The 25209-nt window shown below is 70.8% G+C and carries 26 protein-coding genes and 3 tRNA genes; 23 read left to right on the forward strand and 6 right to left on the reverse strand.

Going from position 1 to position 25209, the window contains the following annotated elements; all coding sequences use genetic code 11:
* Positions 1–172 precede the first annotated feature (172 nt).
* From ACFWM2_RS22210 to ACFWM2_RS22265, 12 genes are all read left to right on the forward strand, one after another.
* Positions 173–1687, forward strand: a complete 1515-nt coding sequence (locus tag ACFWM2_RS22210) for an NADH-quinone oxidoreductase subunit C (RefSeq protein WP_383282472.1) — start codon at positions 173–175, stop codon at positions 1685–1687.
* Positions 1684–2652: an NADH-quinone oxidoreductase subunit H gene (locus ACFWM2_RS22215; RefSeq protein WP_383282475.1), complete on the forward strand. Its 969-nt coding sequence runs from the start codon at positions 1684–1686 to the stop codon at positions 2650–2652. Before ACFWM2_RS22210 ends, ACFWM2_RS22215 begins: the two co-directional genes overlap by 4 nt.
* On the forward strand, positions 2652–3335 hold the full coding sequence (locus ACFWM2_RS22220; protein WP_383282478.1) for a NuoI/complex I 23 kDa subunit family protein: 684 nt from the start codon (positions 2652–2654) through the stop codon (positions 3333–3335). Before ACFWM2_RS22215 ends, ACFWM2_RS22220 begins: the two co-directional genes overlap by 1 nt.
* The gene (locus ACFWM2_RS22225) at positions 3332–4030 is read left to right on the forward strand and encodes an NADH-quinone oxidoreductase subunit J (RefSeq protein WP_383282481.1); all 699 of its coding nucleotides are present in this window, start codon (positions 3332–3334) and stop codon (positions 4028–4030) included. Before ACFWM2_RS22220 ends, ACFWM2_RS22225 begins: the two co-directional genes overlap by 4 nt.
* Positions 4030–4422 (forward strand): NADH-quinone oxidoreductase subunit NuoK, encoded by a 393-nt coding sequence (gene nuoK, locus ACFWM2_RS22230; RefSeq protein WP_383282484.1) that lies wholly within the window; start codon positions 4030–4032, stop codon positions 4420–4422. The genes ACFWM2_RS22225 and nuoK overlap by 1 nt, the downstream gene beginning before the upstream one ends.
* Positions 4419–6410 (forward strand): NADH-quinone oxidoreductase subunit L, encoded by a 1992-nt coding sequence (locus tag ACFWM2_RS22235; RefSeq protein ID WP_383282487.1) that lies wholly within the window; start codon positions 4419–4421, stop codon positions 6408–6410. Before nuoK ends, ACFWM2_RS22235 begins: the two co-directional genes overlap by 4 nt.
* 6 nt (positions 6411–6416) lie before the next feature.
* Entirely contained in the window at positions 6417–7994 is a 1578-nt protein-coding gene (locus ACFWM2_RS22240; protein WP_383282489.1) for an NADH-quinone oxidoreductase subunit M, read from the forward strand.
* Positions 7991–9490, forward strand: a complete 1500-nt coding sequence (locus ACFWM2_RS22245) for an NADH-quinone oxidoreductase subunit N (RefSeq protein ID WP_383282492.1) — start codon at positions 7991–7993, stop codon at positions 9488–9490. The genes ACFWM2_RS22240 and ACFWM2_RS22245 overlap by 4 nt, the downstream gene beginning before the upstream one ends.
* Positions 9491–9689: 199 nt before the next feature.
* Positions 9690–10553 carry a zinc metalloprotease HtpX gene (htpX, locus tag ACFWM2_RS22250; protein ID WP_383282495.1) on the forward strand — a complete coding sequence of 288 codons (864 nt, stop codon included), beginning with the start codon at positions 9690–9692 and terminating at the stop codon, positions 10551–10553.
* Positions 10550–10942 (forward strand): YccF domain-containing protein, encoded by a 393-nt coding sequence (locus ACFWM2_RS22255; protein ID WP_383282498.1) that lies wholly within the window; start codon positions 10550–10552, stop codon positions 10940–10942. The genes htpX and ACFWM2_RS22255 overlap by 4 nt, the downstream gene beginning before the upstream one ends.
* A gap of 10 nt (positions 10943–10952) precedes the next feature.
* A complete protein-coding gene (locus ACFWM2_RS22260; RefSeq protein ID WP_383282501.1) occupies positions 10953–12131 on the forward strand; it encodes a barstar family protein in 1179 nt (392 codons plus the stop codon).
* Between the two features lie 63 nt (positions 12132–12194).
* Positions 12195–12758, forward strand: coding sequence for an SMI1/KNR4 family protein (locus ACFWM2_RS22265; RefSeq protein WP_383282504.1), 564 nt, complete (start codon positions 12195–12197; stop codon positions 12756–12758).
* A 160-nt stretch (positions 12759–12918) separates the two neighbouring features.
* Here the strand turns inward: ACFWM2_RS22265 and ACFWM2_RS22270 are convergent, their stop codons facing one another.
* A complete protein-coding gene (locus tag ACFWM2_RS22270) occupies positions 12919–14268 on the reverse strand; it encodes an APC family permease (protein ID WP_383282507.1) in 1350 nt (449 codons plus the stop codon).
* A 163-nt stretch (positions 14269–14431) separates the two neighbouring features.
* Between ACFWM2_RS22270 and ACFWM2_RS22275 the strand changes: the two genes are divergently transcribed.
* Positions 14432–14698: a GlsB/YeaQ/YmgE family stress response membrane protein gene (locus ACFWM2_RS22275; RefSeq protein ID WP_383282510.1), complete on the forward strand. Its 267-nt coding sequence runs from the start codon at positions 14432–14434 to the stop codon at positions 14696–14698.
* 103 nt (positions 14699–14801) lie between these two features.
* Here the strand turns inward: ACFWM2_RS22275 and ACFWM2_RS22280 are convergent, their stop codons facing one another.
* Positions 14802–15290 carry a YajQ family cyclic di-GMP-binding protein gene (locus ACFWM2_RS22280; protein ID WP_383282513.1) on the reverse strand — a complete coding sequence of 163 codons (489 nt, stop codon included), beginning with the start codon at positions 15288–15290 and terminating at the stop codon, positions 14802–14804.
* Between the two features lie 223 nt (positions 15291–15513).
* Here ACFWM2_RS22280 and ACFWM2_RS22285 point away from each other — a divergent pair.
* Positions 15514–15595 (forward strand) — tRNA-Tyr (locus tag ACFWM2_RS22285).
* Positions 15596–15725: 130 nt separating this feature from the next.
* Positions 15726–15941 (forward strand): hypothetical protein, encoded by a 216-nt coding sequence (locus ACFWM2_RS22290; RefSeq protein WP_383282516.1) that lies wholly within the window; start codon positions 15726–15728, stop codon positions 15939–15941.
* Between the two features lie 6 nt (positions 15942–15947).
* Here the strand turns inward: ACFWM2_RS22290 and ACFWM2_RS22295 are convergent, their stop codons facing one another.
* The 3 genes from ACFWM2_RS22295 to ACFWM2_RS22305 form a co-directional block, all read right to left on the reverse strand.
* Positions 15948–16322 carry a nuclear transport factor 2 family protein gene (locus tag ACFWM2_RS22295; protein WP_383282519.1) on the reverse strand — a complete coding sequence of 125 codons (375 nt, stop codon included), beginning with the start codon at positions 16320–16322 and terminating at the stop codon, positions 15948–15950.
* A gap of 14 nt (positions 16323–16336) precedes the next feature.
* Entirely contained in the window at positions 16337–16993 is a 657-nt protein-coding gene (locus tag ACFWM2_RS22300; RefSeq protein ID WP_383282522.1) for an NAD(P)H-binding protein, read from the reverse strand.
* 278 nt (positions 16994–17271) lie between these two features.
* Positions 17272–18528: an amidohydrolase family protein gene (locus ACFWM2_RS22305; protein WP_383282525.1), complete on the reverse strand. Its 1257-nt coding sequence runs from the start codon at positions 18526–18528 to the stop codon at positions 17272–17274.
* Positions 18529–18901: 373 nt separating this feature from the next.
* Here ACFWM2_RS22305 and ACFWM2_RS22310 point away from each other — a divergent pair.
* From ACFWM2_RS22310 to ACFWM2_RS22345, 8 genes are all read left to right on the forward strand, one after another.
* A tRNA-Thr gene (locus tag ACFWM2_RS22310) sits at positions 18902–18974 on the forward strand.
* 46 nt (positions 18975–19020) lie between these two features.
* A tRNA-Met gene (locus ACFWM2_RS22315) sits at positions 19021–19093 on the forward strand.
* 88 nt (positions 19094–19181) lie between these two features.
* Entirely contained in the window at positions 19182–19346 is a 165-nt protein-coding gene (gene rpmG / locus ACFWM2_RS22320) for a 50S ribosomal protein L33 (RefSeq protein WP_004571794.1), read from the forward strand.
* A 104-nt stretch (positions 19347–19450) separates the two neighbouring features.
* Positions 19451–19903, forward strand: a complete 453-nt coding sequence (locus ACFWM2_RS22325; RefSeq protein WP_383282528.1) for a MaoC family dehydratase N-terminal domain-containing protein — start codon at positions 19451–19453, stop codon at positions 19901–19903.
* Position 19904: 1 nt separating this feature from the next.
* Positions 19905–20333, forward strand: a complete 429-nt coding sequence (locus ACFWM2_RS22330; RefSeq protein ID WP_383282531.1) for a MaoC family dehydratase — start codon at positions 19905–19907, stop codon at positions 20331–20333.
* A gap of 313 nt (positions 20334–20646) precedes the next feature.
* A complete protein-coding gene (locus ACFWM2_RS22335) occupies positions 20647–21228 on the forward strand; it encodes a TetR/AcrR family transcriptional regulator (protein ID WP_383282534.1) in 582 nt (193 codons plus the stop codon).
* Between the two features lie 94 nt (positions 21229–21322).
* The gene (locus ACFWM2_RS22340; RefSeq protein WP_383282537.1) at positions 21323–22768 is read left to right on the forward strand and encodes an MFS transporter; all 1446 of its coding nucleotides are present in this window, start codon (positions 21323–21325) and stop codon (positions 22766–22768) included.
* A gap of 143 nt (positions 22769–22911) precedes the next feature.
* Complete coding sequence (locus ACFWM2_RS22345; protein ID WP_383282540.1) at positions 22912–23967, forward strand: UDP-N-acetylmuramate dehydrogenase; 1056 nt, start codon at positions 22912–22914, stop codon at positions 23965–23967.
* 52 nt (positions 23968–24019) lie between these two features.
* Here ACFWM2_RS22345 and ACFWM2_RS22350 read toward each other — a convergent pair whose 3' ends face one another.
* Positions 24020–25048, reverse strand: coding sequence for an adenosine deaminase (locus ACFWM2_RS22350; RefSeq protein ID WP_383282543.1), 1029 nt, complete (start codon positions 25046–25048; stop codon positions 24020–24022).
* Positions 25049–25209: the final 161 nt, after the last annotated feature.

Below are 25209 nucleotides of genomic sequence, written 5' to 3' on the forward strand. Positions count from 1 at the left end.
GTCCGGGTTCGGGTGTGGGGTCGGGTTCGGCGTCGGGTTCGGGTTCGGGATCGGGTTCGCCTGCGGGTCCGGCTGCGGGATCGGGTTCGGGTTCGGGTTCGGCTGTGGGTGAGGGGCCAGTCGTGGGTGAGGCCCCCGCCCCGGAGCAGCCGCCGGCCGAGGGGGACAGCCGATGACCACCGGTTGGCTCCCCGCCCCCGTCGAGGAACTCTTCGGCCCGGAGGCCACCGCCGAGGAGTCGTACGAGGTCCTCACGGTCGACGTACCGCCGGCGTCCTGGACCGCCGCCCTTGCGACGGCACGCGACGCCCTCCACTGCACCTACTTCGACTGGCTCAGCGCGGTAGACGAACCGGGCACGGGCTTCCACGTCTCGGCCCACGTCGTGGCGCTCTCCCCGGTACGGCGCCTGCTCGTCCGGACGACCGTCCCGCACTCCGCCCCCGTCCTGTCGTCGGCCGTCGACGTCTACGCGGGCGCCGCCTGGCACGAGCGCGAGACCCACGAAATGTTCGGCGTGACCTTCGAGGGCCACCCCGGCCTGGACCCGCTGCTGCTGCCCGACGGCTTCGAGGGCCACCCCCTGCGCAAGGACTTCGTCCTCGCCGCCCGCGTGGCGAAGGCCTGGCCCGGTGCGAAGGAGCCCGGCGAGTCGGAACACGGCGGTCCGAAGCGCCGCCAGATGCTCCCGCCGGGCGTCCCCGACCCCAACGAGTGGGGCCCCCTCAAGGGCCAGCTCCCACCCGCCCCGGCCCGCCCGGCCCGAGGCGCCGGCCGCGCCGCCGCGGGCGACCGTCCGGCCCGCCGCGCCCGCACAGCCGGCGAGGGCTCCGCCAGCCAGCCACCGGCGGCACCCCCGACCACCCCTCGCCGCGCCCGCAGCGCGGAGGAGGGTTCGGTCAGCCAGGGAGCCGACAGCGCTACGGCGCCCACCCCGCGCCGGGCACCCAGCGCGAGCGAGGGGTCGGTGAGCCAGGGAGCGGAGGCGGGTACGGCGGCCACCCCGCGCCGGGCACCCAGCGCGAGCGAGGGTTCAGCGAGCCAGGGCGCCGAGGCAGGTACGGCAGCCACCCCGCGCCGGGCACGCAGTGCGAGCGAGGGCTCAGCGAGCCAAGGAGCGGAGGCCGGTACGGGCGTGCCGCGCGAGGCGAACGACACAGCGGCGGAGTCAGCTCGGGAGAGTTCGGACGCCCCGTGGCACCACGCCCGCCCGGCCTATGACGAGCCGGAAACTCGGGCTGAGCCGGGGTCTGGGACCAAGCCCGAGTCCGGTCCTGAGCGTGGGTCCGGGCCTGGAGCCAGGCCCGAGCCCGAGCCCGACCCTGAGCGTGGGCCCGGGCCTGGAGCCAGGCCCGAGCCCGAGCCCGAGCGTGGGTCCGAGCCCGACCCTGAGCGTGGGTCCGAGCCGGAGTCTGGGTCCGAGCCGGAGCCGGAGCCGGAGCCTGGGACCAAGCCGGAGCCGGAGCGTGGGCCCGAACCCGGGACCAAGCCCCAGCCCAGGACCGACTCCGAAGGTGGACCCCGGCCCAGCGCCGACTCCGAAGGTGGACCCCGGCCCAGGACCGACTCCGAACGCGAGCCCGGGACCGGGGGCGGGCCCAAACCCGAGTCCGGGCCCGGCCCCGAGCGTCGGACCAAGCCCGCCCCCGAACCGACCCCCGACGACCCCGCAGGAGGCACGCAGTGAACGACGTTCTGGATGTCGCCCTGCGACTCCTCGTCGTCTTCGTCGTGTTCCTGACCTTCCCGCTGATCGTGGGTCAGACCGAGCACAAGGTGATGGCCCACATGCAGGGCCGCCTGGGCCCGATGTACGCGGGCGGCTTCCACGGCTGGGCCCAACTCGTCGCGGACGGCGTGAAGTTCGCACAGAAGGAAGACATCGTGCCGGCGGGCGCGGACCGCCGTATCTTCCAGCTCGCCCCCGCCGTCGCCCTCCTCCCTTACCTCCTCGTCCTTCTCGCCATCCCGATCGGCCCGGGCGAGGGCGCCGTCGGCGAGGTCGTCGACGCGGGCATCTTCTTCGTCCTCGCCGTGATGGGCGTGGGCGTCCTCGGCTCACTGATGGCCGGCTGGGCCTCCGCCAACAAGTTCTCCCTCCTCGGCGGCCTGCGTACCGCGGCGCAACTCCTCGCGTACGAACTCCCGATGCTGCTCACCGCCGCCTCGGTCGCGATGGCAGCGGGCACCGTCTCCCTCCCGGGCATCCTCGACGCCTTCGAGTGGTGGTGGCTGCCCTGGCAGATCGTCGGCGCGATCGTCTTCTTCGTGGCCGGACTCGCCGAACTCCAGCGCCCGCCCTTCGACATGCCCGTCGCCGACTCCGAGATCATCTTCGGCGCGTACACCGAGTACACGGGCCTCCGCTTCGCTCTGTTCCTGCTTGCCGAATACGCCGGAATCGTCGTCCTGTGCGGCCTGACCACCGTCCTCTTCCTGGGCGGCTGGCACGGCCCCTGGGGTGCCGACGGCCTCGGCTGGGTCTGGACCCTGCTGAAGTCCGCGATCCTCGCCTTCGTCGTGATCTGGCTGCGCGTCACCTACCCCCGGCTGCGCGAGGACCAGCTCCAGAAACTCTCCTGGACCCTCCTCGTCCCGCTCTCCCTCGCCCAGATCGCCCTCACCGGCATCGTCAAGGTGGTGATCTCCTAATGGCCCCCATTCCCGGCTCCGGCCTCGCCAAGGGCCTGGCCGTCACCCTGCGCACGATGACGAAGAAGACCGTCACCGAGCAGTACCCGAACGTCCAGCCCGACCTCCCGCCCCGCACCCGCGGCGTCATCGGTCTCTTCGAGGAGAACTGCACGGTCTGCATGCTGTGCGCCCGCGAGTGCCCGGACTGGTGCATCTACATCGACTCCCACAAGGAGACGGTCCCGCCCGCCGCCGCGGGCGGCCGCGAGCGCAGCCGCAACGTCCTCGACCGCTTCGCCATCGACTTCTCCCTCTGCATGTACTGCGGTATCTGCATCGAGGTGTGCCCCTTCGACGCCCTGTTCTGGTCCCCGGAGTTCGAGTACGCCGAGACCGACATCCGCGAACTCACCCACGAGCGCGACAAGCTCCGCGAGTGGATGTGGACGGTCCCCGCGCCGCCCGCCCTCGACCCCGGCGCCGAGGAACCGAAGGAGATCGCCGCCGCCCGCAAGACCGCCGAGAAGCTCGCCGCCGAACACGCGGCCGCACAAGCCGAACAAGCGGCCGCACAAACGGCGCCCAGCGAGCAGCCCGGATCCACCGAGCAGCCCGGATCCACGGAGCGGCCCGGATCCACGGAACAACCCGGCCCCACCGGGCAGCCCGAGTCCACCGAGCCGCAGGAGGGTGAGTCGTGAGCCTCGCAGCAGCCACGGCCGCCGCGGCGCGCGCCACGACCGCCGCCGCCGGCCACCACGGCTTCCTCTCCCCGACCGGCGTCGAGATCGCCTTCCTCCTCGTAGGCCTCGTCACCTTCGGCGCCGCGATCGTGACCGTCACCACCAAGCAGCTGGTGCATGCCGCCCTGTGGCTGGTGGTCGCGCTCGGCGGACTCGCCGTCGAATACCTCCTGCTCACCGCCGAGTTCGTCGCCTGGGTGCAGGTCCTCATCTACGTCGGTTCCGTCGTCGTCCTCCTGCTGTTCGGTCTGATGCTCACCAGGGCTCCCATCGGCCGCTCCCCGGACGCCGACTCCGCCAACCGCTGGGCCGCCCTGACGGTGGCCGTAGCCGCGGCCGCCGCCCTGGTGTGGGTCGTCGTCGACGCCTTCCGGTCGACCTGGATCGACCTGGACGGCGCCGCCGCGGGTTCCACCGCCGTGGCCGGCCAGAGCCTCTTCCAGAACTGGGTGCTCCCCTTCGAGGCCCTCTCGGTCCTGCTCCTCGCCGCCCTCGTCGGCGCGATCGTGCTGTCCCGCAAGACGGCCGCGGACAAGGCCGCACCGGCCCGTACGACGCCGGGCGCGCCCTCGGGCAAGCTGCCCCCGAGCCGCACCGCCGTCGGCCCGACCGCACCGGACGAGCTGCCCCCGGCCAAGGAAGGGACCCGCTGATGCACCTCGTCTATCCCGCCGTGCTCTCCGCCCTCCTGTTCTGCACGGGCCTGTACGGAGTCCTCGCGCGCCGCAACGCGATCCTGGTCCTGATGTCCGTCGAGCTGATGCTCAACGCCGTCAACCTGAACCTCGTCGCCTTCGACATCTGGCTCTCCAAGGCCGCCCGCGACACGCTCCACTCCGGCCAGGCACTGACCCTCTTCACCATCGCCATCGCCGCCGCCGAGATCGGCATCGGCCTGGCGATCGTCCTCGCCGTGTACCGCAACCGCGGCACCTCGGACATCGACAAGCTCCGCGACACCGCCGAGACCGGCAGCGGCCCCGACGGCGACAGCCCAGGGCCCGCCGCGCCCACCACGGCCGAGAAGGCTGAGGCCACCGCGTGACCACGACCACCCTCGCCGTCCTCGTCCCCCTCCTTCCGTTCCTGGGCGCCGCGGCCGGCCTCCTCCTGGGCCGCACCGCCCCCGGCTACGTCCGCCCCCTCGGCGTACTCCCCACCCTCACCTCGCTCGTCGTCGCCGTGCTCGTCGCCGTACGCCAGGGCGGCGATCAGGCCATCGACGCCGCCACCGAGCTGACACCCACCGGCTCGGTCCCGATCGAACTCGCCCTGCACATCGACGGCTTCGCCGCTCTCGTCGCCGTCCTGGTCACCCTGGTGGCGTCCTGCGTGCAGATCTACTCGACGGGCTACCTGCGCGACGACCCGCGCTATGCCTCGTACGCCGCTCTCGTCTCCCTCTTCACCTCCGCGATGCTGCTCGTCGTCTACTCCGGCGACCTGATCGTGCTCCTGGTCGGCTGGGAGATCATGGGCATCTGCTCGTACTTCCTGGTCGGCCACTACTGGGAGACCCCCGAGGCCCGCGCCGCCTCGATCAAGGCCTTCCTGGTCACCAAGCTCGGCGATGTCCCCTTCCTCATCGGCCTGTTCGCGCTCGCCACCGACGCCGGGTCCTTCCGCATCACCACGGTCCTCGGCACCGTCGCGAGCGGCGGACTGCACCATCCGACGCTGATCGCCCTGCTGCTCCTCGCCGGCGTGGCGGGCAAGTCGGCGCAGTTCCCGCTGCACACCTGGCTGCCCGACGCGATGGCGGGCCCCACACCCGTCTCCGCGCTGATCCACGCCGCGACGATGGTCGCCGCTGGTGTCTACTTCATCGCCCGGCTCCTCCCCGTCTTCCAGGCCTCGTCGGCCGCCATGGTCGTGCTCGCCGTCATGGCCGCGGTCACGATGGCCGGCTCCGCGCTCGCCGCGCTCGCCCAGGACGACATCAAGCGCGTCCTCGCGTACTCGACGATCGGCCAGCTCGGCTACATGACCGGCGCCCTCGCCGTCGGCGACCGTGGTGCCGCCGTCTTCCACCTCCTGTCGCACGGCGCCTTCAAGGCGCTGCTGTTCCTCGCCGCGGGCGTGATCATCCACGCCTCCGGCACCAACTCGCTGGCCGTCATGTCCCGGATGAAGGACCTGCGCGCCCGCGTCCCCGACGCCTACTGGACGATGACCGTGGCGCTTCTCGCACTCACCGCGATCCCGCCCTTCAGCGGCTTCTTCTCCAAGGAAGCCGTACTCGGCGCCGCCGAGCACGTCGCCACCGGCCACACCGAGCACGCGCCCGGTACCGCGGGCTGGATCGTCCTCGTCGCCGGCCTGGTCACGGCCGTGCTCACCGCCGCGTACGCGACCCGCCTCTGGCTGCTCGCCTTCCGCGGCCATGGAGCCGACGCCCCCGACCACGGCAGGCAGCCCCTCACCATGACCGTCGTCCTGTGGGTCCTGGCCGTCCCGTCACTCGTCTTCGGTCTGCTCTACGGCCCGCTGCCCGACTGGTTCGACGGGCGCGACCTGACTCCGGTCCTCACCACCTCCGTCCTCGGTACAGGGCTCGCCCTGGTCGGCGGAATCGTCACCTACGGCGCCTGGCGGCACACCACGTCACTCGCGGCCCGCGTCCCACTCGGTGCGGTCGTGGCCCACCCCGATGCCGACGCGGGTCAGGTCGAGGCCGAGGCCATCGCGGCCCACGCGCCGGTCTTCGGTGACGTGGCCTACGCGGCCGACCCGGCGGATCCCGGACGGCTGCTGCTCGGCCCGCTGCACCGCCACGCGGCCGTCGGCTTCCACCTGGACGCCGTGTACTCGGCGCTGTTCGTCCGCCCGGTCCAGGCCGGCGCCACACTCGTCCGGTTCCTCGACCGCGAGGTCGTCGACACCTACGTACGGGGTGCGGGCGCCCTGCCGCGCTGGCTCGGCTCGGCCGTGCGGCGCGCCCAGACCGGCAATGTGCAGACCTATGTGAGCGCGCTGCTCGCCGGCACCGTCGTCCTGACGGTCGCCGTTCTCCTCGTCGCCACGGGAGCGTGAGCAGGCGTGATCGATATCAGCGAATCCGTGATGCAGATCCTTCTGGCATTCATCGTCGTCGGCCCGCTCATCGGCGCCGCACTGGCTCTTCTGCCGGCTCCGCCCGGGCTGAAGGGGAAGTCGCCCGACCAGGCCGTGCTGCGGCACGGGGTGGTCGTCACCGGCGCGGTGCTCATCGCCGCGATCGTCCTCGCGCTCGGCTTCGACCACGACCATCCGTCAAAGATGCAGGCCACGACGGACATCAACTGGATTCCCGCACTCGACGTGCGCATCCACCTCGGCATCGACGGCATTTCCCTCCCCCTTCTCGTCCTGACCGCGCTGCTGACCTTCCTCTGCGCGCTGTACAGCTACTTCAAGATGCCCGCGGGCCCCACCCCGAAGGCTTTCGTCGCGCTGGTGCTCGTCCTCGAGTCCGGCACCCTCGCGACCTTCGCCGTCCTCGATCTGCTGCTGTTCTTCCTTGCGTTCGAGATGGTGCTCATTCCGATGTACTTCCTCATCGCCTGCTGGGGCGGTGCGCAACGGCAGGCCGCTGCCTGGAAGTTCATCCTTTACACACTGCTCGGTTCCGTCGTGATGTTGCTGGGCCTGCTCCTGATCGGAATCAAGGCGGGCACATTCGACATGGTGGCACTCGCCACTGACAATGGCCGTGGGCTGACCACATCCGTGCAGGTCATCGCCGTTTTGGCGATCGGAATCGGGCTCGCGGTCAAGACGCCGATGTGGCCTTTGCACAGCTGGCTGCCGGATGCCCACACCGCCGCGCCCACCGTCGGCTCGGTCCTGCTGGCCGGCGTCCTGCTGAAGATGGGTACGTACGGTTTCGTCCGAATCCTCCTTCCTGTCGCGCCGGATGGGATGCACACGTTCGCGCCCTACCTCGCGGCGCTCGCGGTGGTGGGCATCATCTACGGATCCCTCGCCTGCCTCGCGCTCGCCAAGCAGGGCGCGAAGGGGGATCTCAAGCGCCTCATCGCGTACTCCTCCGTCGGCCACATGGGCTTCGTCCTGCTCGGCATCTCGACGATGACCCCGACCGGAGTGAACGGCGCGCTGTTCGCCAACATCGCCCACGGCCTCATCACCGGCCTGCTGTTCTTCCTGGTCGGCGCCCTCAAGGACCGTACGGGCAGCACCGACCTCGACACCCTCGCGCAGGAGACCGGCGCGGCCCTCTACGGCAAGGCCCCGCGCCTCGGCGGCCTGCTCGCCTTCGGCGCGGTCGCCTCGCTCGGACTGCCGGGGCTCGCCGGGTTCTGGGGCGAAATGCTGGCCCTGTTCGGCGCGTTCAAGCCCGCCGACGACCTCAGCCGCCCCGCGTATCTGACGTTCATGGCGATCGCCGCCTTCGGCACCCTGCTCACCGCCGCGTACATGCTCGTCGTCGTGCGGCGGGTCTGCATGGGCGCCGTGCCGCAGCAGGAGGCCCCGCGCCTCGCCGACGTCCAGAACTACGAGTTCGCGGCCTGGACCCCGCTCGTCGTCCTCACCGTCGTCGCCGGGCTCTGGCCCAAGGCACTGCTCGGCCTCACCGATCCGGCCGTGCAGCAGCTCCTCGCAGGAGGCACCCGATGAGCTCCCTGGTCCAGTCCGTCGACTGGCTCGCGATCGCGCCGCCCACCATCACCGCGGTGGTCGGACTCGTCGTGCTCGTCGCCGACCTCTTCGTCGGCGACGACAGGAAGGCGCTGCTCGGCTGGGTGTCGGTGGCGGGACTCGCCGCCTCCGCACTCATGCTGCTGCCCCTCGTGGACGGCGACCGCGCCACCTTCTGCCTGACCGGCGACCCGAACGTCTGCAGCTATACGGCGGACCGGTTCACACTCGTCATCCAGTTCCTGGTCCTCGGCGGAGCGCTCCTCGCGGCCCTGCTGTCGGTCACGGCCCTCAAGGACGCCGACAGGGGACTCCCCGAAGGGGAGTACTGGTTCCTGCTGCTCTCCTCCGCAGCCGGCGCCGCCCTGTTGCCCGCCTCCCGCGACCTCGCGACCCTCATCGTCGCCCTGGAAGTCGCCTCCCTGCCCGCCTTCGCCCTGGTCGGCATCAAGCACGGCGACAGGAAGTCCTCCGAAGCCGCCCTGAAGTTCTTCCTGTCCTCGGTCACCGCGACCGCGGTCAGCCTGATGGGCGTCAGCTTCGTGTACGCCACGACCGGCTCGCTGTACCTCACGGAGATCGCGGACAAGATCCAGCACGTCGACGGGCAGTTCCACACGCTCGCCCAGACCGGCGTCGTCCTCACGCTCGTGGGCTTCGCCTTCAAGACCGCCGCGGTGCCCTTCCACTTCTGGGTGCCCGACACCTACGTAGGGGCGCCCCTGCCGATCGCCGCCTACTTGTCGGTCGTCGGCAAGGCGGTCGGCTTCTCCGGGCTGATCCTCGTCACCGTCGTCGCCTTCCCGTCGTACGCGGACGTCTGGGGCCCCGCTCTCGCCGTGCTGGCCGCCCTCACCATGACCGTCGGCAACGTCGGCGCCCTGCGCCAGCAGTCCACGCGCGCGTACAGCGCGGTACGGCTGCTCGCCTGGTCCTCCGTCGGCCAGGCCGGCTACCTCCTGGTGCCGATCGCGTCCGCCGCCTACTCCAAGGACGCCGAGAAGGCCATCGGCTCCACCGTCGCGTACGCCCTGATGTACGCCGTGGTGAACCTCGGCGCCTTCGCCGTGGCCGCCCTCGTGGCCCGTACGAGCCCCCTGAACCGCATCAGCGACTACCGGGGCCTGTACGCGGCGAGCCCCCTCTCCGCGCTGTTCCTCGGCTTCTTCCTGCTCTGCCTGGCGGGGCTCCCACCGGGCATCATCGGCCTCTTCGCCAAGGTCACGGTCTTCTCGGCGGCCGTCGACGCGGGGCTCGGCTGGCTGTCCGTCGTCATGGCCGTCAACGTCGTGATTGCGCTCTTCTACTACCTCCAGTGGACGACCCTGCTCTTCCGCGCCCCCGAGGGTGAGCCCGGCACCCACCGGGTCCCGGCTCCGCTCACGGCGGCGATCGCCCTGACGGCGGTTCTGGGCATCGCCCTCTCCGGGGCACCCCAACTGGTCCTGCGCTTCTCGGCCACCGGACTCTTCTGACCGCGTCCGCCTGAAACGGCCCGCACGCGCGCGTGACGGCCGTCCGCCATCACCCGGACGGCGCACGCCCGGCGCCGCGCGCACAAGGGAACTAGTGCTCTCCGCCTGGCGTTGACCAGTACGGGAGGGTCCACTGAAGAGTGGACGCAGCGCAGCAGCAGACAAGGGTCCCCCTGCCGCACCACTAGGAGGGCGTACCGTGCACCGCCGGCACAACGGGCTCAGGACCGCCGTACTCCTCGGGGGACTGTCCGCACTCATCATCGTCATCGGCAGCTTCTTCGGGCGTACGGGCCTGATCATCGCCCTCGTGATCGCGATCGGTACGAACGCGTACGCGTACTGGAACAGTGACAAGCTGGCGCTACGCGCGATGCGCGCCCGCCCGGTGAGCGAATTCGAGGCCCCGGCCCTGTACCGCATGGTCCGTGATCTCTCGACCCAGGCCCGTCAGCCCATGCCGCGCCTGTACATCTCACCGACCGAGGCGCCGAACGCGTTCGCGACGGGCCGCAACCCTCGCAACGCGGCGGTGTGCTGCACCGAAGGCATCCTCCGCCTGCTGGACGAGCGCGAGCTGCGCGGCGTCATCGGCCACGAACTCAGCCATGTCTACAACCGCGACATCCTGATCTCGTCCGTCGCCGGCGCCCTCGCCTCCGTGATCATGTTCCTGGTCAACTTCGCCTGGCTGATCCCGATCGGCCGTTCGAACGACGACGACGGACCGGGCCTCCTGGGCATGCTGTTGGTGATGATCCTGGGTCCCCTCGCCGCGTCCCTGATCCAGCTCGCGATCAGCCGCTCCAGGGAGTACGAGGCGGACGCGTCCGGCGCCCAGCTCACCGGCGACCCGCTCGCCCTCGCCAGCGCCCTGCGCAAGCTCGACATCGGCACCAAGCAGCTGCCGCTGCCCCCGGAGCGCCGCATCGAGACGGCGAGCCACATGATGATCGCGAACCCCTTCCGCCCGGGTCAGGGACTGTCGAAGATGTTCTCCACGCATCCGCCCATGGCGGAGCGCATCGCCCGGCTCGAAAAGATGGCAGGTCGCCCCCAGTGAAGACAATCCTGAACGTCATCTGGCTCGTCCTGAGCGGCTTCTGGCTGTTCCTCGGGTATCTGCTCGCGGGCGTGCTGCTGTGCGTCACCATCATCGGCATCCCGTTCGGCATCGCCGCGTTCCGCATCGGCATCTACGCCCTGTGGCCGTTCGGCTATACGACGGTCGAGCGCCGCGACGCGGGCGCGCCCTCCTGCGTGGGCAACGTGCTGTGGCTGGTGCTCGCGGGCTGGTGGCTCGCCATCGCGCACATCGTGACCGGCATCGCCCTGTGCATCACGATCATCGGCATCCCCTTCGGCATCGCCAACTTCAAGCTCATCCCGGTCTCATTGCTCCCCCTGGGACGCGAAATCGTGCCCACGGACGAGCCGTTCGCGACGCGCTGAGGCCGTCGGGGTGCGGCCGCCGAAGTACGCCCTGGTGGCGTACGCCCGGGAAGCCGCATTCAACGACGCCCTGGAGCACCCCGACACCTGGGCCCTGTGCACGGACACCGAGGACCTCTGCGCGGACCCGCCCCCTCCCGCGCGCGGGACCTACGCCCTGCTGGGCTGCGAGCCCGAGGGCGGACTGTGCATCGCCCTCACCAGGGCGCGCAGCGACGGCTCCGCGCCCCTCGGCCGCCTCGGCCTGGAGATCCTCGACAAGTGGGGTCGGCAGTCCGGCGACTGGTTCCTGGAGGACGTACGCGTCCTCGGGGACCTTCCTTGCGCACGTGACCTGTCACTGCGGGATGTCACCATCGAGGCGTCCGAGTCCGTCCACAACCTGTCCGACCATCCGCAGCGCCCACCGCACTCCCCGGGCTACCGCATCCGCGGCGCGACCGGCGAACACCTCGGCGGCTGCAAGGACATGGCGCATGTGCGGGCGGAGCCGTCCGACCTGACGGAACCCCCGCTGCGGTTGCTCGGCTGCTCGCCAAGAGGAGCCCTGCGCGCCGCACTGGACACGGGTGAGGAAGATCTGGGGCATGCCACGCTGCTGCGCCTCGATGCCCGAGGCCGGGCCGTCCAGCCCGCCGTCGAGGGCGAACTCACCGCCTGGATCCCCTCCGCCCGCGGCCGCGGCCTGATCGACCTCACCCTCGAACCCTGGTCGGAACGGCCCCCGACGGCGGCCCCCGAGGTCTGGGACCTGTGGTGGGAAGGACGCCCGACGGAACCCAACCTCTGGGCGCGATGCGGCGCCGAAGCCCGGGGGTTCTGGCTCCGTACAGCCCAGGCGAACCGCACCTACGACGGTCCGGACGCACCGCCCGGCGCCACGCATCACCTCGACGGCCGCCACATCACCGACGAGCCCGGCTTCTTCTGCGCACTCGGCGAAGCCGTCAACGGGCCCGGCGGATACTTCGGCCAGGACCTCGCCACCCTGACCGAATGCCTTCGCGGAGGCTGGGGAGCCGAGGGACGGTTCACCCTGGTCTGGCACGACGCCGAGGTCGCCCGCACCTGCCTCGGCGTCACCCCGCACACGGGTTCCCGCCCTTCGACCTTCGAGGAACTGCTCGCCTTCTTCGCCGGGACGACCGTCGACGTCCGTCTCGCCCGAGGGTTTTCCACAGGCCGCTGAGGCCGTCGGCAGCCGTTGTCCACAGGCCGCCCGATTGTCGGAGCCGCGCTGCATCATGAATCCATGACCGAGATCGAGCAGTTGCTGGCACGGGTTGCCCAGGCAGCCCGCAACACCCGCCCGTGGGGCTGGCCTTCGCTCCCCGAGCCGGTGGACACGTCGGTGATCGCCCGCGCCGAGGCGACCCTGGGCTTTCCCCTGCCACCGCTGCTCGCCGCGCTCTATCTGCGGATAGGAGACGGTGGATTCGGCCCGGAGTACGGTCTGTTGCCGCTGCTCGACAGCCCCCCGTCCGGCGAACCGGCCGTCGTCCCGCAGTATGTGTCGCACCACGAGAGCGGCCGCAAGGATCCCGACTGGCCCTGGCCCGAGGGCGTCCTGCCGATATCCCACTGGGGCTGCGGAATGTACGCCTGTGTGGACTGCCGCAGCCCGGACGGCACCGTCCTGCTCTTCGAGCCGAACGCCGACACCGCCGACTCCGCCTGGTTCGTGGACGCGCCCCGTCTCGCCGACTGGCTCCGTACGTGGCTGGACGGCACCGGCTGGTACGAGGAGTCCAACGACGGGGCGGACATGACCCCGTGGCCCGACTTCCGCATACGCACGGCTACGGCGGCCCAGTAGCCGACGGGGCGCGGCCGGCTGCCGTATTCGGCGACTCGTCGCTCGCGCCCTGCCAACCGCAACCTGAAGCCTGGTCTCCACTCCCCGGGCCAGGTTCAGATCCCCCGCCAGGTCCCTGGGCCCGGTTCCCACGCCCGGTTCTTCGGACTCCGAGGCTCGCCTACCGCGAAGCCGCCCATTGCCGAATGCCGTACGCCGCCGCACCCACCGCCAGTACGGCCGCGCCCACGACCACCGACACCCCCGGCAACGCGAACGCCAGAGTCACGCACCCGATGAGCCCCACGGCCGGCAGGACCCGGGAGACCGGAGCGGAACGGAGCGTCCAGGCGGACGCGTTGGCCACCGCGTAGTACGCCAGCACCCCGAAGGAGGAGAAACCGATGGCACCCCGCACATCCACCGTCGCGGCCAGCACCGCGACCACCAGACCCACGGCCAGCTCCGCCCGATGGGGCACCTGGAAGCGCGGGTGCACAGCGGCCAGGGCACCCGGCAGATGCCGGTCACGCGCCATCGCCAGGGTTGTCCTGGAGACACCCAGGATCAGAGCCAGGAGTGAGCCGAGTGCGGCCACGGCCGCGCCCACTCGCACCACCGGCACGAGCCCGGGGACACCCGCCGCCCGTACGGCATCGGTCAGTGGCGCCGAGGCCTGCCCGAGACCCTCGGCACCGAGCACGGAGAGAACCGCCACGGCCACGGCCGCGTACACGACCAGTGCGATACCGAGGGCCAATGGGATCGCGCGCGGGATGGTGCGGGCGGGATCCCGTACCTCTTCACCCAGGGTCGCGATCCGCGCGTACCCGGCGAACGCGAAGAACAGCAGACCGGCCGCCTGAAGCACCCCGCCCACGCCATGGGAGAGCCCGATGCCCAGCCGCCCGGTGTCCGAGGCGCCGGGGCTCAGACACACGACCACCACGGAAGCGAGGACCGCGAGGACCACCGCCACGATCACCCGGGTCAGCCAGGCCGACTTCTGGACGCCGCCGTAGTTCACGACGGTCAGGGCGACCACGGCCCCGACCGCCACCGCATGCGCCTGACCCGGCCAGACATAGGCGCCCACGGTGAGTGCCATCGCCGCACAGGAGGCCGTCTTCCCGACGACGAACGACCAGCCCGCCAGGTATCCCCAGAAGGCCCCGAGCCGCTCGCGCCCGTAGACATAAGTGCCGCCCGAGGCGGGATACAGGGCTGCCAAGCGGGCCGAGGACATCGCGTTGCAGTAGGCGACCACGGCGGCGACGGCGAGCCCGAGCAGCACTCCGGATCCGGCCGCCCGCGCCGCGGGACCCAGGGCCGCGAAGATCCCGGCACCGACCATCGAGCCGAGCCCGATGACGACCGCGTCGCCGACCCCGAGCGTCCGCCGCAGCTCCACAGCGTCGCGCGCGTCCACGTCGGTGCGCCCGGCCTCTCGCGCACCAGCGCCCTGCGGGGCGGCCGCCTGCCCTTCACCGGACCCGTGCTGTCCGTGCTGTCCCGAACCGGACTGTGTCATGGGCCGCACCCTACTGATCAGTGCAACCGACCGGCGCCGAGGAGACGTCCTCCCCGGCAACAAGACACCAACACCAGCGCGACCAGCGGCTTGCGCGCATGAACACAGACTGGCCGGAGCAGGAGTACAGCGCAGGCACAGTACGGAGAGGCAGGTTCACGGCATGACCATCATCAGCTGGATCATTCTGGGGCTGTTGGCCGGAGCCATCGCCAAGTTCCTGCTGCCGGGACGCGACCCGGGCGGGTTCATCGGTACGACCCTCATCGGGGTCGCGGGCGCCTTCATCGGTGGCTGGATATCGGCCCGCTGGCTGGACCACCCGATCAGCAAGCAGTTCTACGACGGTGCCACCTGGGCCGCCGCGATCGGCGGCTCGCTCGTCCTGTTGATCGTCTACCGCATCCTGTTCGGCGACTCGCGCCGCTGAGCGCGAACCCACAGCAGCAGCCGGCAGACGAGGAGGGCGGGCACCCAGGGTGCCCGCCCTCCTCGTACCTGCAACGAACCAACCGTCGACCGCGGTTGGCGGACTACCGGTAGTTCACGAACTGCAGCGCGAAGTCGAGGTCCTTGCCCTTGACCAGCGCCTGGACGGCCTGCAGGTCGTCACGGCTCTTCGAGCTGACGCGCAGCTCGTCGCCCTGGACCTGCGCCTTCACGCCCTTCGGACCTTCATCGCGAATGATCTTCGCCACCTTCTTGGCGTTCTCCTGGGAGATGCCTTCCTCGATGGACGCGAAGATCTTGTACTCCTTGCCGGAGAGCTGGGGCTCGCCGGCGTCCAGCGCCTTCAGCGAGATCCCGCGCTTGATCAGCTTGGTCTCGAACACATCGAGGATGGCCTTGACCCGCTCCTCGGAGTTCGCCTCCATCAGGATCTTCTCGCCGGACCAGGAGATGGAGGCGCCCACGTTCTTGAAGTCGTAGCGCTGCGAGATCTCCTTGGCGGCCTGGTTGAGGGCGTTGTCGACCTCCTGCCGCTCGACCTTCGAGACGATGTCGAAACTGGAGTCGGCCATGTCCTGTGGCTCCTTGTATCGGGGTGCGGATCGGGGTGCATGGGGATGCAGGGGGCGGCCGTCGAGCCCGGCATCGGGCTGGGGCCGCACCCGCATAAGCCTAGCCACCCCCTACCCGCCGAGGGCTGATCAATCGGGTGGCGGAGCACCCCCGGGCATCAGGTATCGTTTACGTCGTTGCCACGGAGCACCGCCTCAAGCGGTCCTCACGGCAGCAAACCCCGGCGGTGTGCCCGAGCGGCCAAAGGGAGCAGACTGTAAATCTGCCGGCTTAGCCTTCCCAGGTTCGAATCCTGGCGCCGCCACACGGGAACAAAGGGCCCGTGACCTGCCCTCTACGCAGGTCACGGGCCCTTTGTCATGCGCTCGCGCGAGGTTCCGGACTCGGCGGCCGTCCTCGTTGAGTTTCGGTGATCACCGGGCACACTTGGATTCATGTCGTCGCGTCGCAGGAACTGCCCCGAGTGCCGTCGCGAGATCGCTGTGGTCGCGGGGCGGTTCGCGCGGCACGACCCGCGTGGGGCGCGGGGGAGCGGCGAGCTGGTGTCGTGCCCTGGGTCGCGCAGACACGCAGAGCTCGGCGCAGCCGCCCAGCCCGCCCTCGACGGCTATGTCGTGCCCGAGTTCCCGGGGCAGCTCCCGCTGTTCTGACCGCGGTCAGGGCAGGCGTACGTCCATCCGGTTCACCAGGCCGTCCGCGGCGAAGCGGTACACGTGCTCCAGGGTCTCCGGTGCCCAGTGCTCGCCCGCCTCGTCCCGCAGGCCCGGTCGGACGGTGGCCGCCACCCGCTCGCCGTCCTCGTCGAGGCGCAGCCCCTCCAGGCGTACGAGCGGGTGGCCGGACGCGAACTGCCGCGTCCAGTAGGCGTGTACCTCGTCGCGGCCGTGGAGGCGGACGCCGTCGAGGACGTTCGGCCAGTCCACGTCCGAGGACAGGCAGATCTCCAGGAACTCGTCGCGCTCGTCGGTGCTGAAGACCTCGTACATGCGGCGCAGCAGGGCCTCCTGCGCGGCGGGTACGCCTGTCGTCACCGCGGCCGGCTCTCTCAGTTCCCCGCCACCGACTTCACTGCCACCGAGACCGGCGTCGAGCCGCTGATCAACTCAAGGGTCAGGCCCGCCGTCGCCGGCGTCTCCACCAACTCCGCCAGAACCGCTGCGACGTCGTCCCGCGGGATCGAGCCGCGGCCCGTGGAGGCCTCCAGACGGACGAGTCCCGTGCCGGGGTCGTCCGTGAGGGAACCGGGGCGCAGGATTGTCCAGTCCAGCGCCGTACGGCCGCTCACGTATTCGTCCGCCTCGCCCTTGGCGCGCAGATACGCGTCGAAGATCCCGTCGCCGCGGTGGGCCGGGTCCGCGCCCATGGACGACACGACGATGTAACGCCGTACGCCCGCCTGTTCCGCCGCGTCGGCGAACAGGACCGCGGCGGCCCGGTCCACGGTGTCCTTGCGGGACACGCTGCTGCCCGGGCCCGCGCCCGCCGCGAAGACGGCCGCGTCTGCGCCCTCCAGATGGCCGGCGACCTCGTCCAGGGACGCCGTCTCCAGATCGCACACGATCGGTTCCGCGCCTGCTTCGCGCAGGTCGTCGCTCTGTTCCGCGCGGCGGATGATCCCCGCGACCTCGTTACCGCGCCCGGCGAGCAGCCGCTCGAGCCGCAGCGCGATCTGACCATGACCTCCAGCAATGACAATGCGCATGGTTCCGACCGTACGCCCGGACGGCCTCCTTCGCCCCGCAACCCTGTGGACAACTCGCGCGCCTCCTGAGCCGTCACCGGGAACGGCGACCCCGGGCCGTCACCGAGAACAGCCGCGGCCCCGGTGCCCAGCGGTCACCGCCGACCTGCCCTCCCCGACGGACGCCGCGGCCGCCCACGCGAAACGACCCGTCGGCCGACGCGCTGAGCGCACCCCACGCGCGCGTGGAGACCGACTTCGGCCGCAACGCGATCAACTCGCGCCTCCTGGCGGGCCGTTCACGAAGGCGCTCCCCGTCCCTGGCGCGGCAGGTCCAGCGCGGCCGCGGCCGCCGAGTTGCAGTACTCCCGCACCGCGCTCGTCCGTGCCACAACGCGCCCTCTGTGTACGACGATCCGGCTGTACGCGAGCGACAGCGCGCCGGCGAGACGGTCGCCGCGTACGGCGAGGAGTTCGGCCGGGAAACCGGCCTCGACGCGCACCTCGGAGAGACCGAGGGCGGCCCGGGCCGCGGAACTCACCGCGTCGTAGGCGTCCTCCGGCCGCAGCGCGTACCGCGAGGCAAGCAGGTACGCCGCCTCCAGCGGGTCACCGCGGCCCACCGGGTTCGACACGTCACGCAGCGCTCCGCTGCCCGCCGCGACCGGGACCCCGGCGGACCGCAGCAGCCGTACCGGAGCGGTCCCGCGCCGGTCGGCGCTTCCGCAGCCGCCCTGTGGGAGGCACACCACGCTCACGCCGGCCGCCGCGAGCTGGTCCGCCGCACGGGAGGCCGCGTCGGCCGGCAGGCGCCCCAGGCCGCCGCAGGGGCCGAGAGTGACGCCGGGTCGCAACCCGCCCGCCATCGCCGCGAGCCGGGCCAGCCGGGCCGGATCGTCGGCGTCCGTGTGCAGGTCGACCGGGCAGCCGTGCTCGGAGGCGATCTCCAGAACAGCCTCCACGTACCCCGTCGGGTCGGGATCGGCGTCGGGACAGCCGCCCACCACGGAGGCGCCCATCTTCAGCGCGTCCCGCAGCATCGCGAGCCCGTCGGCACCGGCGACGCCGGTCAGCAGCCGGGGCATCGCCACCGTCGACAGTTCGGCGAGCCCGCGCAGCGCCCGCCGTGCCTGGAGGACCGCCGCCAGTGCGCCGAGGCCCTGCACATCGCCGACGCGTACGTGCGAGCGCAGTGCCGTGGCTCCGTGGCCGAGTTGGAGCAGCGCCGCCTCCGTCGTCCGGCGCTGGACCTCCTCGGGCTCGTACGAGGCCGGCCCGTCGCCCTCCGCCGAGAACGCGGTGTCGCCGTGGGCGTGCGGTTCGGCGGGAGCCGGCAGGAGGAGATAGCCGGTGAGGTCCACGCGCGTGCCGGGGGCCGGGTTGCCGGCCGCGCTCGGTGCCAGACTCCCGGCGGTGCCCACGGCTTCGATACGTCCGCCGCCCAGCCGCACGTCCACGGTCCGGCCGTCGGTGAGCCGTGCCCCGCACAGCAGAAGGGCGGCAGCGTCGGCGTGTCCCGACGAGGAGTGGGGCTGTCGCGGCTGACTGTCGGGCATCGCGCTCCTGTGGCTCGGGGCTCCGCGCGGCGGGACGCTCGATCACGCAGAGTGAGTCGAGCCTAGGGTCGTGACCGCCTCACGTCCGGGAGGAGCGGAATAGTCGTACCGGTGTGGTCCGGGCGGCTCGCGACCGTCGTCGTGCGCCGACATTCCGGTGCGGCCGGGAGGGCTGGATCGATGCCACGCGCGGGTGTCGATGCCACACAGGGGAGCGGTTCTCGGGCCCCGAAGTGCAGTGGTTCACAGCTGTGGTTCGTGGGGCGTATGGGTCCCGGACAACGTCCGGGGGACGCCTGGGAACACCCCGGGGCAGGTGCCGCGAAACGGATTTGGGCGATCGGCGGCCGACCGTGTAATGTCTTCATCGCTCGCCCCAATAGCTCAGTCGGTAGAGCGTCTCCATGGTAAGGAGAAGGTCTACGGTTCGATTCCGTATTGGGGCTCTGGTGTGGGAGGTTCCCGTCGCTAGGCGGGAACTGATCACATCTCAGCGGTGTAGCTCAGTCGGTAGAGCAAGCGGCTCATAATCGCTGTGTCACCGGTTCAAGTCCGGTCACCGCTACTGACAGTAGCCGATTGTGGGGTCGGTCCTTCGATCGGCTACTCTTTTATGCGTTCATCGTCCCATCCGTTCGTCAAGGAGCACTCCTGTGGCTGCCACCGACGTCCGCCCGAAGATCACGCTGGCCTGCGTGGAGTGCAAGGAGCGGAACTACATCACCAAGAAGAACCGGCGTAACGACCCGGACCGACTGGAGATGAAGAAGCACTGCCCGCGTTGCAATGCGCACACCGCGCACCGCGAAACGCGATAGTTTCAGGCTCGTACACGAGGCCGTCCCCTTTGCGGGGGGCGGCCTCGCGTCGTTCTTCCAGTACTTCGTTGTCCCAGGTGAGAGAACCAGGAGGTGCCGAGCCCATGGCGCTCGACCAGTCCTTCGTGGGGCGGTCCTACCCGCCCTCCGACCCCTACGAGGTCGGCCGGGAGAAGATCCGCGAGTTCGCCGAGGCCGTGGGGGACACCAACCCGGCGTACATGGACCCGGAGGCCGCCAAGGCGCTCGGGCACCCCGATGTGATCGCCCCGCCGACCTTCGTGTTCACGATCACGTACAAGGCGGCAGGACAGGTCGTCCAGGACCCGCAGCTGGGCCTCGACTACAACCGTGTGGTGCACGGCGACCAGAAGTTCGCCTACACCCGGCCGGTGCGCGCGGGTGACCGGCTCACGGTCACCTCGACCATCGATTCGATCAAGTCCCTGGCGGGCAACGACATCCTGGACATCCGTGGTGAGGTTCACGACGAGGCCGGCGAGCACGTCGTCACGGCCGTCACCAAGCTCGTGGCGCGCGCGGCGGCGGAGGGCTGACATGACGGCGAAGATCTCTTACGCGGACGTCGAGGTCGGCACCGAACTGCCGCCCGGGACCTTCCCCGTGACCCGGGCCACGCTCGTGCAGTACGCGGGCGCCTCCGGGGACTTCAACCCGATCCACTGGAACGAGAAGTTCGCGGTCGAGGTCGGTCTCCCCGACGTCATCGCGCACGGCATGTTCACCATGGCCGAAGCCGTCCGTGTCGTCACCGACTGGGCCGGCGACCCGGGCGCGGTCGTCGAGTACGGCGTGCGCTTCACCAAGCCCGTCGTCGTCCCGAACGACGACAAGGGGGCGGTCATCGAGGTCAGCGGCAAGGTCGCGGCCAAGCTCGACGACAACACCGTCCGCGTCGATCTCATCGCGACGAGCGCGGGCCAGAAGGTCCTGGGCATGTCCCGGGCGGTCGTACGGCTGGCCTGACGGCGACGATCAGCAGCATTGAGTAAGGGGCGCCGGCTATTGCGGGCGCCCCTTACCTGTACGGGGCTACGGTCCATTGCGGGTACCCCTTATCTGTACGGGGCTAGGGTCCATCGCGGGCGCCCCTTACCCGCGCGGTGCGACGGCCCATTGCGGATCCGCTCACCTGTACGGCGCGGCGGCCCCACTGTCACTGCCCCTTACCCGTACGGGCAGCAGGGCGGCGCCCCGTGCCCGTAGTCCCCGGCTCCCTGCATTCCGCCGCCCCGCAGCGGGCTTGACGTAGTTAGTGATTGAGTACTAACTTACTCACATGGTCAGGATGAGCGCAGAAGAGAGGCGCGAGAGCGTCATCCGTGCGGCGATGAGCGAGTTCGCCCGCGGCGGCTATCACGGCACCTCCACCGAGACGATCGCCAAGCGCGTGGGTGTCTCGCAGCCGTATCTCTTCCGGCTCTTCCCGGGCAAGAAGGCGATCTTCCTCGCGGCGGCCGAGCGCTGCATGGAGGACACGCGGCGCACCTTCGCGGAGTCGTCCGAGGGGCTGGAGGGCGAGGAGGCCCTGCACTCCATGGCGAACGCGTACACGCGGGTCATCGCGGAGCATCCCGAACGGCTGCTGATGCAGATGCAGATGTACGTCGCGGTGGCGGCGGCCGAGCAGGCCGGCGATCACGAACTCGGTGAGGCGGTACGGGCCGGCTGGGCGCGCCTGTGGGACACCGTCCATCTGCCGCTCGGTGCCGACGTCAAGGAAACCACGACCTTCATGGCGTACGGAATGCTCGTCAACTGCCTGGTGGCCATGGGCTTTCCGCCCGACCACCGGGTCTGGGAAGGGCTGTACCCGTCGGCGCGGATCGACGGGAAGCTCGAGGCCCGGCTGGAGAAGTAGGCGGGGAGGAAGGCGGAGCTGTTCGCCTTTTCCTGCCCGGCGAAGTTAGTAAGTAATAACTAATCGTCAGTGTGAACCACCCACTGGGGGAGCGATGTCACAGCAGACAGCACGTCGCGGGGGAGCCGCCTGGGCCCTCGTCATCACCAGCGTCGCCGGATTCATGGCGGCCCTCGACAACCTGGTCGTCACCACCGCCCTGCCGTCGATCCGCAAGGACCTCGGGGGAGCGATGGACGACCTGGAGTGGACCGTGAGCGCGTACACGCTCACCTTCGCCGTGCTGCTGATGTTCGGCGCGGCACTGGGCGACCGGTTCGGGCGGCGCCGGCTCTTCCTCGTCGGCCTCACCGTCTTCACCGGCGCTTCAGCCGCCGCGGCCATGGCGCCCGGCATCGACTCCCTGATCGCGGCCCGCGCGGTCCAGGGAGCCGGCGCGGCCATCATGATGCCGCTGACGCTGACCCTGCTGACGGCCGCGGTTCCGGTGGCCAAGCGAGGGATGGCGTACGGGATCTGGGGGGCTGTGAACGGTCTCGCCGTGGCATCCGGGCCGCTCATCGGCGGCAGCCTCACCGAACACGTGTCCTGGCACTGGATCTTCTGGCTGAACGTTCCGCTGGGTCTCGCCCTGCTGCCGCTGGCCCGGCTGCGCCTCTCCGAGTCGTACGGCTCCGACGCTCCGCTCGACATCCCCGGCACCCTGCTCGCCAGCGGCGGCCTCTTCGGGATCGTGTACGGACTGGTCCGCGGGCCCGCCGACGGCTGGACCAGCCCGATCGTCCTGACCGGCCTCCTCATGGGCAGCGCGCTGCTCACCGGGTTCGTCATCCACGGCAGCCGCGCCAAGAACCCGATGCTGCCGATGCGGCTCTTCCGCTCCCGGGCCTTCGCCGGGATCAATGCCGCGAGCCTGCTGATGTTCCTCGGGATGTTCGGCTCGATCTTCCTGCTCAGCCAGTACATGCAGGGCGTCCTCGGCTACTCGCCCACTGAGGCGGGGCTGCGGATGCTGCCCTGGACGGGTATGCCGATGCTCGTCGCGCCGATCGCCGGCTACCTCTCCGACCGCATCGGCGGCCGTCCGGTCGTCGCCGCCGGCCTCTTCCTGCAGGCCGCCGGTCTGGCCTACCTCGCCTCAGTGGTGACGACCGACGTCTCGTACGCCGGGCAGCTGCCGGGCCTGATCGTCAGCGGCATCGGGATGGCCCTGTTCTTCGCCCCCGCGGCCAACCTGGTCATGTCCAGCGTCCGCCCGAAGGAGCAGGGCATCGCCTCCGGCGCCAACAACGCGCTGCGCGAGGTCGGCGGTGCGCTCGGTATCGCGGTGATGGGCTCGATCTTCTCCGCCCAGGGCGGCTACGAGTCCGCGCAGACCTTCGTGGACGGTCTGCGGCCCGCGCTGTGGGTGGGCGCCTCGGTGGTGGCCGTGGCGGCGATCGCGGCCCTGGTCATCCCGAGCGCGCGCCGCGCCGTCCGCATCGAGACCGACGCGGACGCCTCCGCCGAGGCGCCGGTCCTGGAGACGGCCGGCCGCTGAGGGCAGCGCCCGCGCAGACCCACCACCCACGACCCACCCCGCATACGGCATCGGAACGGCCCCGCCCCCGGGCGGGGCCGTTTCCCGTGCTCGTGGCACACCGGTGGCCGGGCGCTCCGGCCCCTTCTCGTACTCTTGAGCCCGTGCAGGAACTCCACGACGCTCCGCTCGCCCCGCTGACCACCTTCCGCCTCGGCGGTCCCGCCACCCGGCTGATCACCGCGACCACCGACGCCGAGGTGATCGCCGCCGTCCGCGAGGCAGACGACAGCGGTACGCCACTGCTGCTCATCGGCGGCGGATCGAACCTGGTCATCGGCGACAAGGGCTTCGCCGGAACCGCCCTGCGCATCGCGACGAGCGGCTTCGCACTCGACGGTACGAAGCTGGAGCTGGCGGCCGGCGAGGTGTGGACCGACGCGGTCGCCCGTACGGTCGAGGCCGGGCTCGCCGGTGTCGAGTGCCTCGCCGGTATCCCCGGCTCGGCGGGCGCCACCCCCATCCAGAACGTGGGCGCGTACGGCCAGGAAGTGTCGTCGACCATCACCGAAGTGGTCGCCTACGACCGGGGGACCCGCGACACGGTCACGCTGGCCAACGTCGACTGCGCCTTCTCGTACCGCCACAGCCGCTTCAAGGCCGACCCCGAGCGCTATGTCGTGCTGCGCGTCCGCTTCGAGCTGGAGGACGCCGCGGGACTGAGCGCGCCGGTCAAGTACGCCGAGACGGCGCGTGTCCTCGGTGTCGAACCCGGCGACCGCGTGCCCCTCGCCGCCGCCCGCGAGACGGTGCTCGAGCTGCGCTCCGGCAAGGGCATGGTCCTCGACCCCGAGGACCACGACACCTGGTCGGCAGGGTCGTTCTTCACCAACCCGATCCTCACCGACGAGGAGTTCGTCGCGTTCCACGCGCGCGTGCAGGAGCGGCTCGGCGCCGACGTGGTGCCGCCCGCGTACCCGGCGGGCGACAGCCACACCAAGACCTCCGCGGCCTGGCTGATCGACAAGTCGGGCTTCACCAAGGGCTACGGCAGTGGGCCGGCCCGGATCTCCACCAAGCACACGCTTGCCCTCACCAACCGGGGCGAGGCCACCACCGAGGACCTCCTCGCGCTGGCCCGCGAGGTGGTGGCCGGAGTCCGCGAGGCCTTCGGAATCACGTTGGTCAACGAGCCGGTGACGGTGGGCGTCAACCTCTAGCAGGTCTGTAGCAGGTCTGTCGGGGGGCTCTTTTCGGCCTGCTTCCGCTGCTTCAAGAGGCGGGCCCGCCGAGCCAGTCGTCGACGCCGGACAGCAGCTTCGTGCGCACGTCCTCCGGGGCGGCCGACCCCCGGATGGACTGCCGTGCCAGCTCGGCCAGTTCGGCATCCGTGAAGCCGTGGTGGCGGCGCGCGATCTCGTACTGAGCGGCCAGCCGTGAGCCGAACAGTAGCGGGTCGTCCGCGCCGAGCGCCAGCGGGACCCCGGCCTCGAACAGAGTCCTCAGGGGGACGTCCTCGGGCTTCTCGTAGACGCCCAGGGCGACATTGGAAGCCGGGCAGACCTCGCAGGTCACCCCCCGGTCCGCCAGCCGCTTCATCAGCCGCGGGTCATCGGCCGCCCGCACCCCGTGCCCGATCCGCGAGGCGTGCAGATCGTCCAGGCAGTCGCGGACGGACGAGGGTCCGGCGAGCTCACCGCCGTGCGGCGCGGCCAGCAGGCCGCCCTCGCGCGCGATGGCGAAGGCCCGGTCGAAGTCCCTTGCCATGCCCCGGCGTTCGTCGTTGGAGAGCCCGAAGCCGACGATGCCCCGGTCCGCGTACCGCACGGCCAGCCGGGCCAGCGTGCGGGCGTCCAGCGGATGTTTCATGCGGTTCGCCGCCACGAGGACCCGCATGCCGAGGCCGGTCTCGCGCGAGGTCGTGTCCACCGCGTCCAGGATGACCTCCAGCGCCGGGATCAGACCGCCCAGCCGAGGTGCGTACGAGGTCGGGTCGACCTGGATCTCCAGCCACCCCGAGCCGTCCTTGAGATCCTCCTCGGCAGCCTCGCGCACCAGGCGCTGAATGTCCTCGGGATCCCTGAGGCACGACCGGGCGGCGTCGTACAGCCGCTGGAACCGGAACCAGCCCCGCTCGTCCGTCGCCCGCAGCTTCGGCGGCTCCGCGCCGGTCAGCGCGTCGGGCAGATGGATCCCGTGCTTGTCGGCCAGGTCCAGCAGGGTGGTGTGCCGCATCGACCCGGTGAAGTGCAGGTGCAGATGGGCCTTCGGCAGCTCAGAGACATCACGTACACGCTCCATCCCAGGATCCTGCCGTACGGGAATGTGGTGCCGGTAGCGCTTTCCCTGATCGTGGTCTTGCTCGAACGAAGAAGCGGGAGGGCACCGCCTCACCTGAGGCGGTGCCCTCCCGCACGCACGCGTGGAGCACGAAAACGGAAACAGCACCCCAGGGGCGTACG

Source organism: Streptomyces sp. NPDC058371 (genome assembly GCF_042723265.1).
Classification (GTDB): domain Bacteria; phylum Actinomycetota; class Actinomycetes; order Streptomycetales; family Streptomycetaceae; genus Streptomyces.

Excerpts from the sequence above, each read along its gene's own strand:
- ACFWM2_RS22210 (WP_383282472.1), top strand. The coding sequence starts at position 173 with ATGACCACCGGTTGGCTCCCCGCCCCCGTCGAGGAACTCTTCGGCCCG.
- ACFWM2_RS22220 (WP_383282478.1), top strand. The coding sequence starts at position 2,652 with ATGGCCCCCATTCCCGGCTCCGGCCTCGCCAAGGGCCTGGCCGTCACC.
- nuoK (WP_383282484.1), top strand. The coding sequence starts at position 4,030 with ATGCACCTCGTCTATCCCGCCGTGCTCTCCGCCCTCCTGTTCTGCACG.
- ACFWM2_RS22245 (WP_383282492.1), top strand. The coding sequence starts at position 7,991 with ATGAGCTCCCTGGTCCAGTCCGTCGACTGGCTCGCGATCGCGCCGCCC.
- ACFWM2_RS22265 (WP_383282504.1), top strand. The coding sequence starts at position 12,195 with ATGACCGAGATCGAGCAGTTGCTGGCACGGGTTGCCCAGGCAGCCCGC.
- ACFWM2_RS22270 (WP_383282507.1), bottom strand. The coding sequence starts at position 14,268 with ATGACACAGTCCGGTTCGGGACAGCACGGACAGCACGGGTCCGGTGAA.
- ACFWM2_RS22275 (WP_383282510.1), top strand. The coding sequence starts at position 14,432 with ATGACCATCATCAGCTGGATCATTCTGGGGCTGTTGGCCGGAGCCATC.
- ACFWM2_RS22280 (WP_383282513.1), bottom strand. The coding sequence starts at position 15,290 with ATGGCCGACTCCAGTTTCGACATCGTCTCGAAGGTCGAGCGGCAGGAG.
- ACFWM2_RS22290 (WP_383282516.1), top strand. The coding sequence starts at position 15,726 with ATGTCGTCGCGTCGCAGGAACTGCCCCGAGTGCCGTCGCGAGATCGCT.
- ACFWM2_RS22300 (WP_383282522.1), bottom strand. The coding sequence starts at position 16,993 with ATGCGCATTGTCATTGCTGGAGGTCATGGTCAGATCGCGCTGCGGCTC.
- ACFWM2_RS22305 (WP_383282525.1), bottom strand. The coding sequence starts at position 18,528 with ATGCCCGACAGTCAGCCGCGACAGCCCCACTCCTCGTCGGGACACGCC.
- ACFWM2_RS22325 (WP_383282528.1), top strand. The coding sequence starts at position 19,451 with ATGGCGCTCGACCAGTCCTTCGTGGGGCGGTCCTACCCGCCCTCCGAC.
- ACFWM2_RS22330 (WP_383282531.1), top strand. The coding sequence starts at position 19,905 with ATGACGGCGAAGATCTCTTACGCGGACGTCGAGGTCGGCACCGAACTG.
- ACFWM2_RS22335 (WP_383282534.1), top strand. The coding sequence starts at position 20,647 with ATGGTCAGGATGAGCGCAGAAGAGAGGCGCGAGAGCGTCATCCGTGCG.
- ACFWM2_RS22340 (WP_383282537.1), top strand. The coding sequence starts at position 21,323 with ATGTCACAGCAGACAGCACGTCGCGGGGGAGCCGCCTGGGCCCTCGTC.
- ACFWM2_RS22350 (WP_383282543.1), bottom strand. The coding sequence starts at position 25,048 with ATGGAGCGTGTACGTGATGTCTCTGAGCTGCCGAAGGCCCATCTGCAC.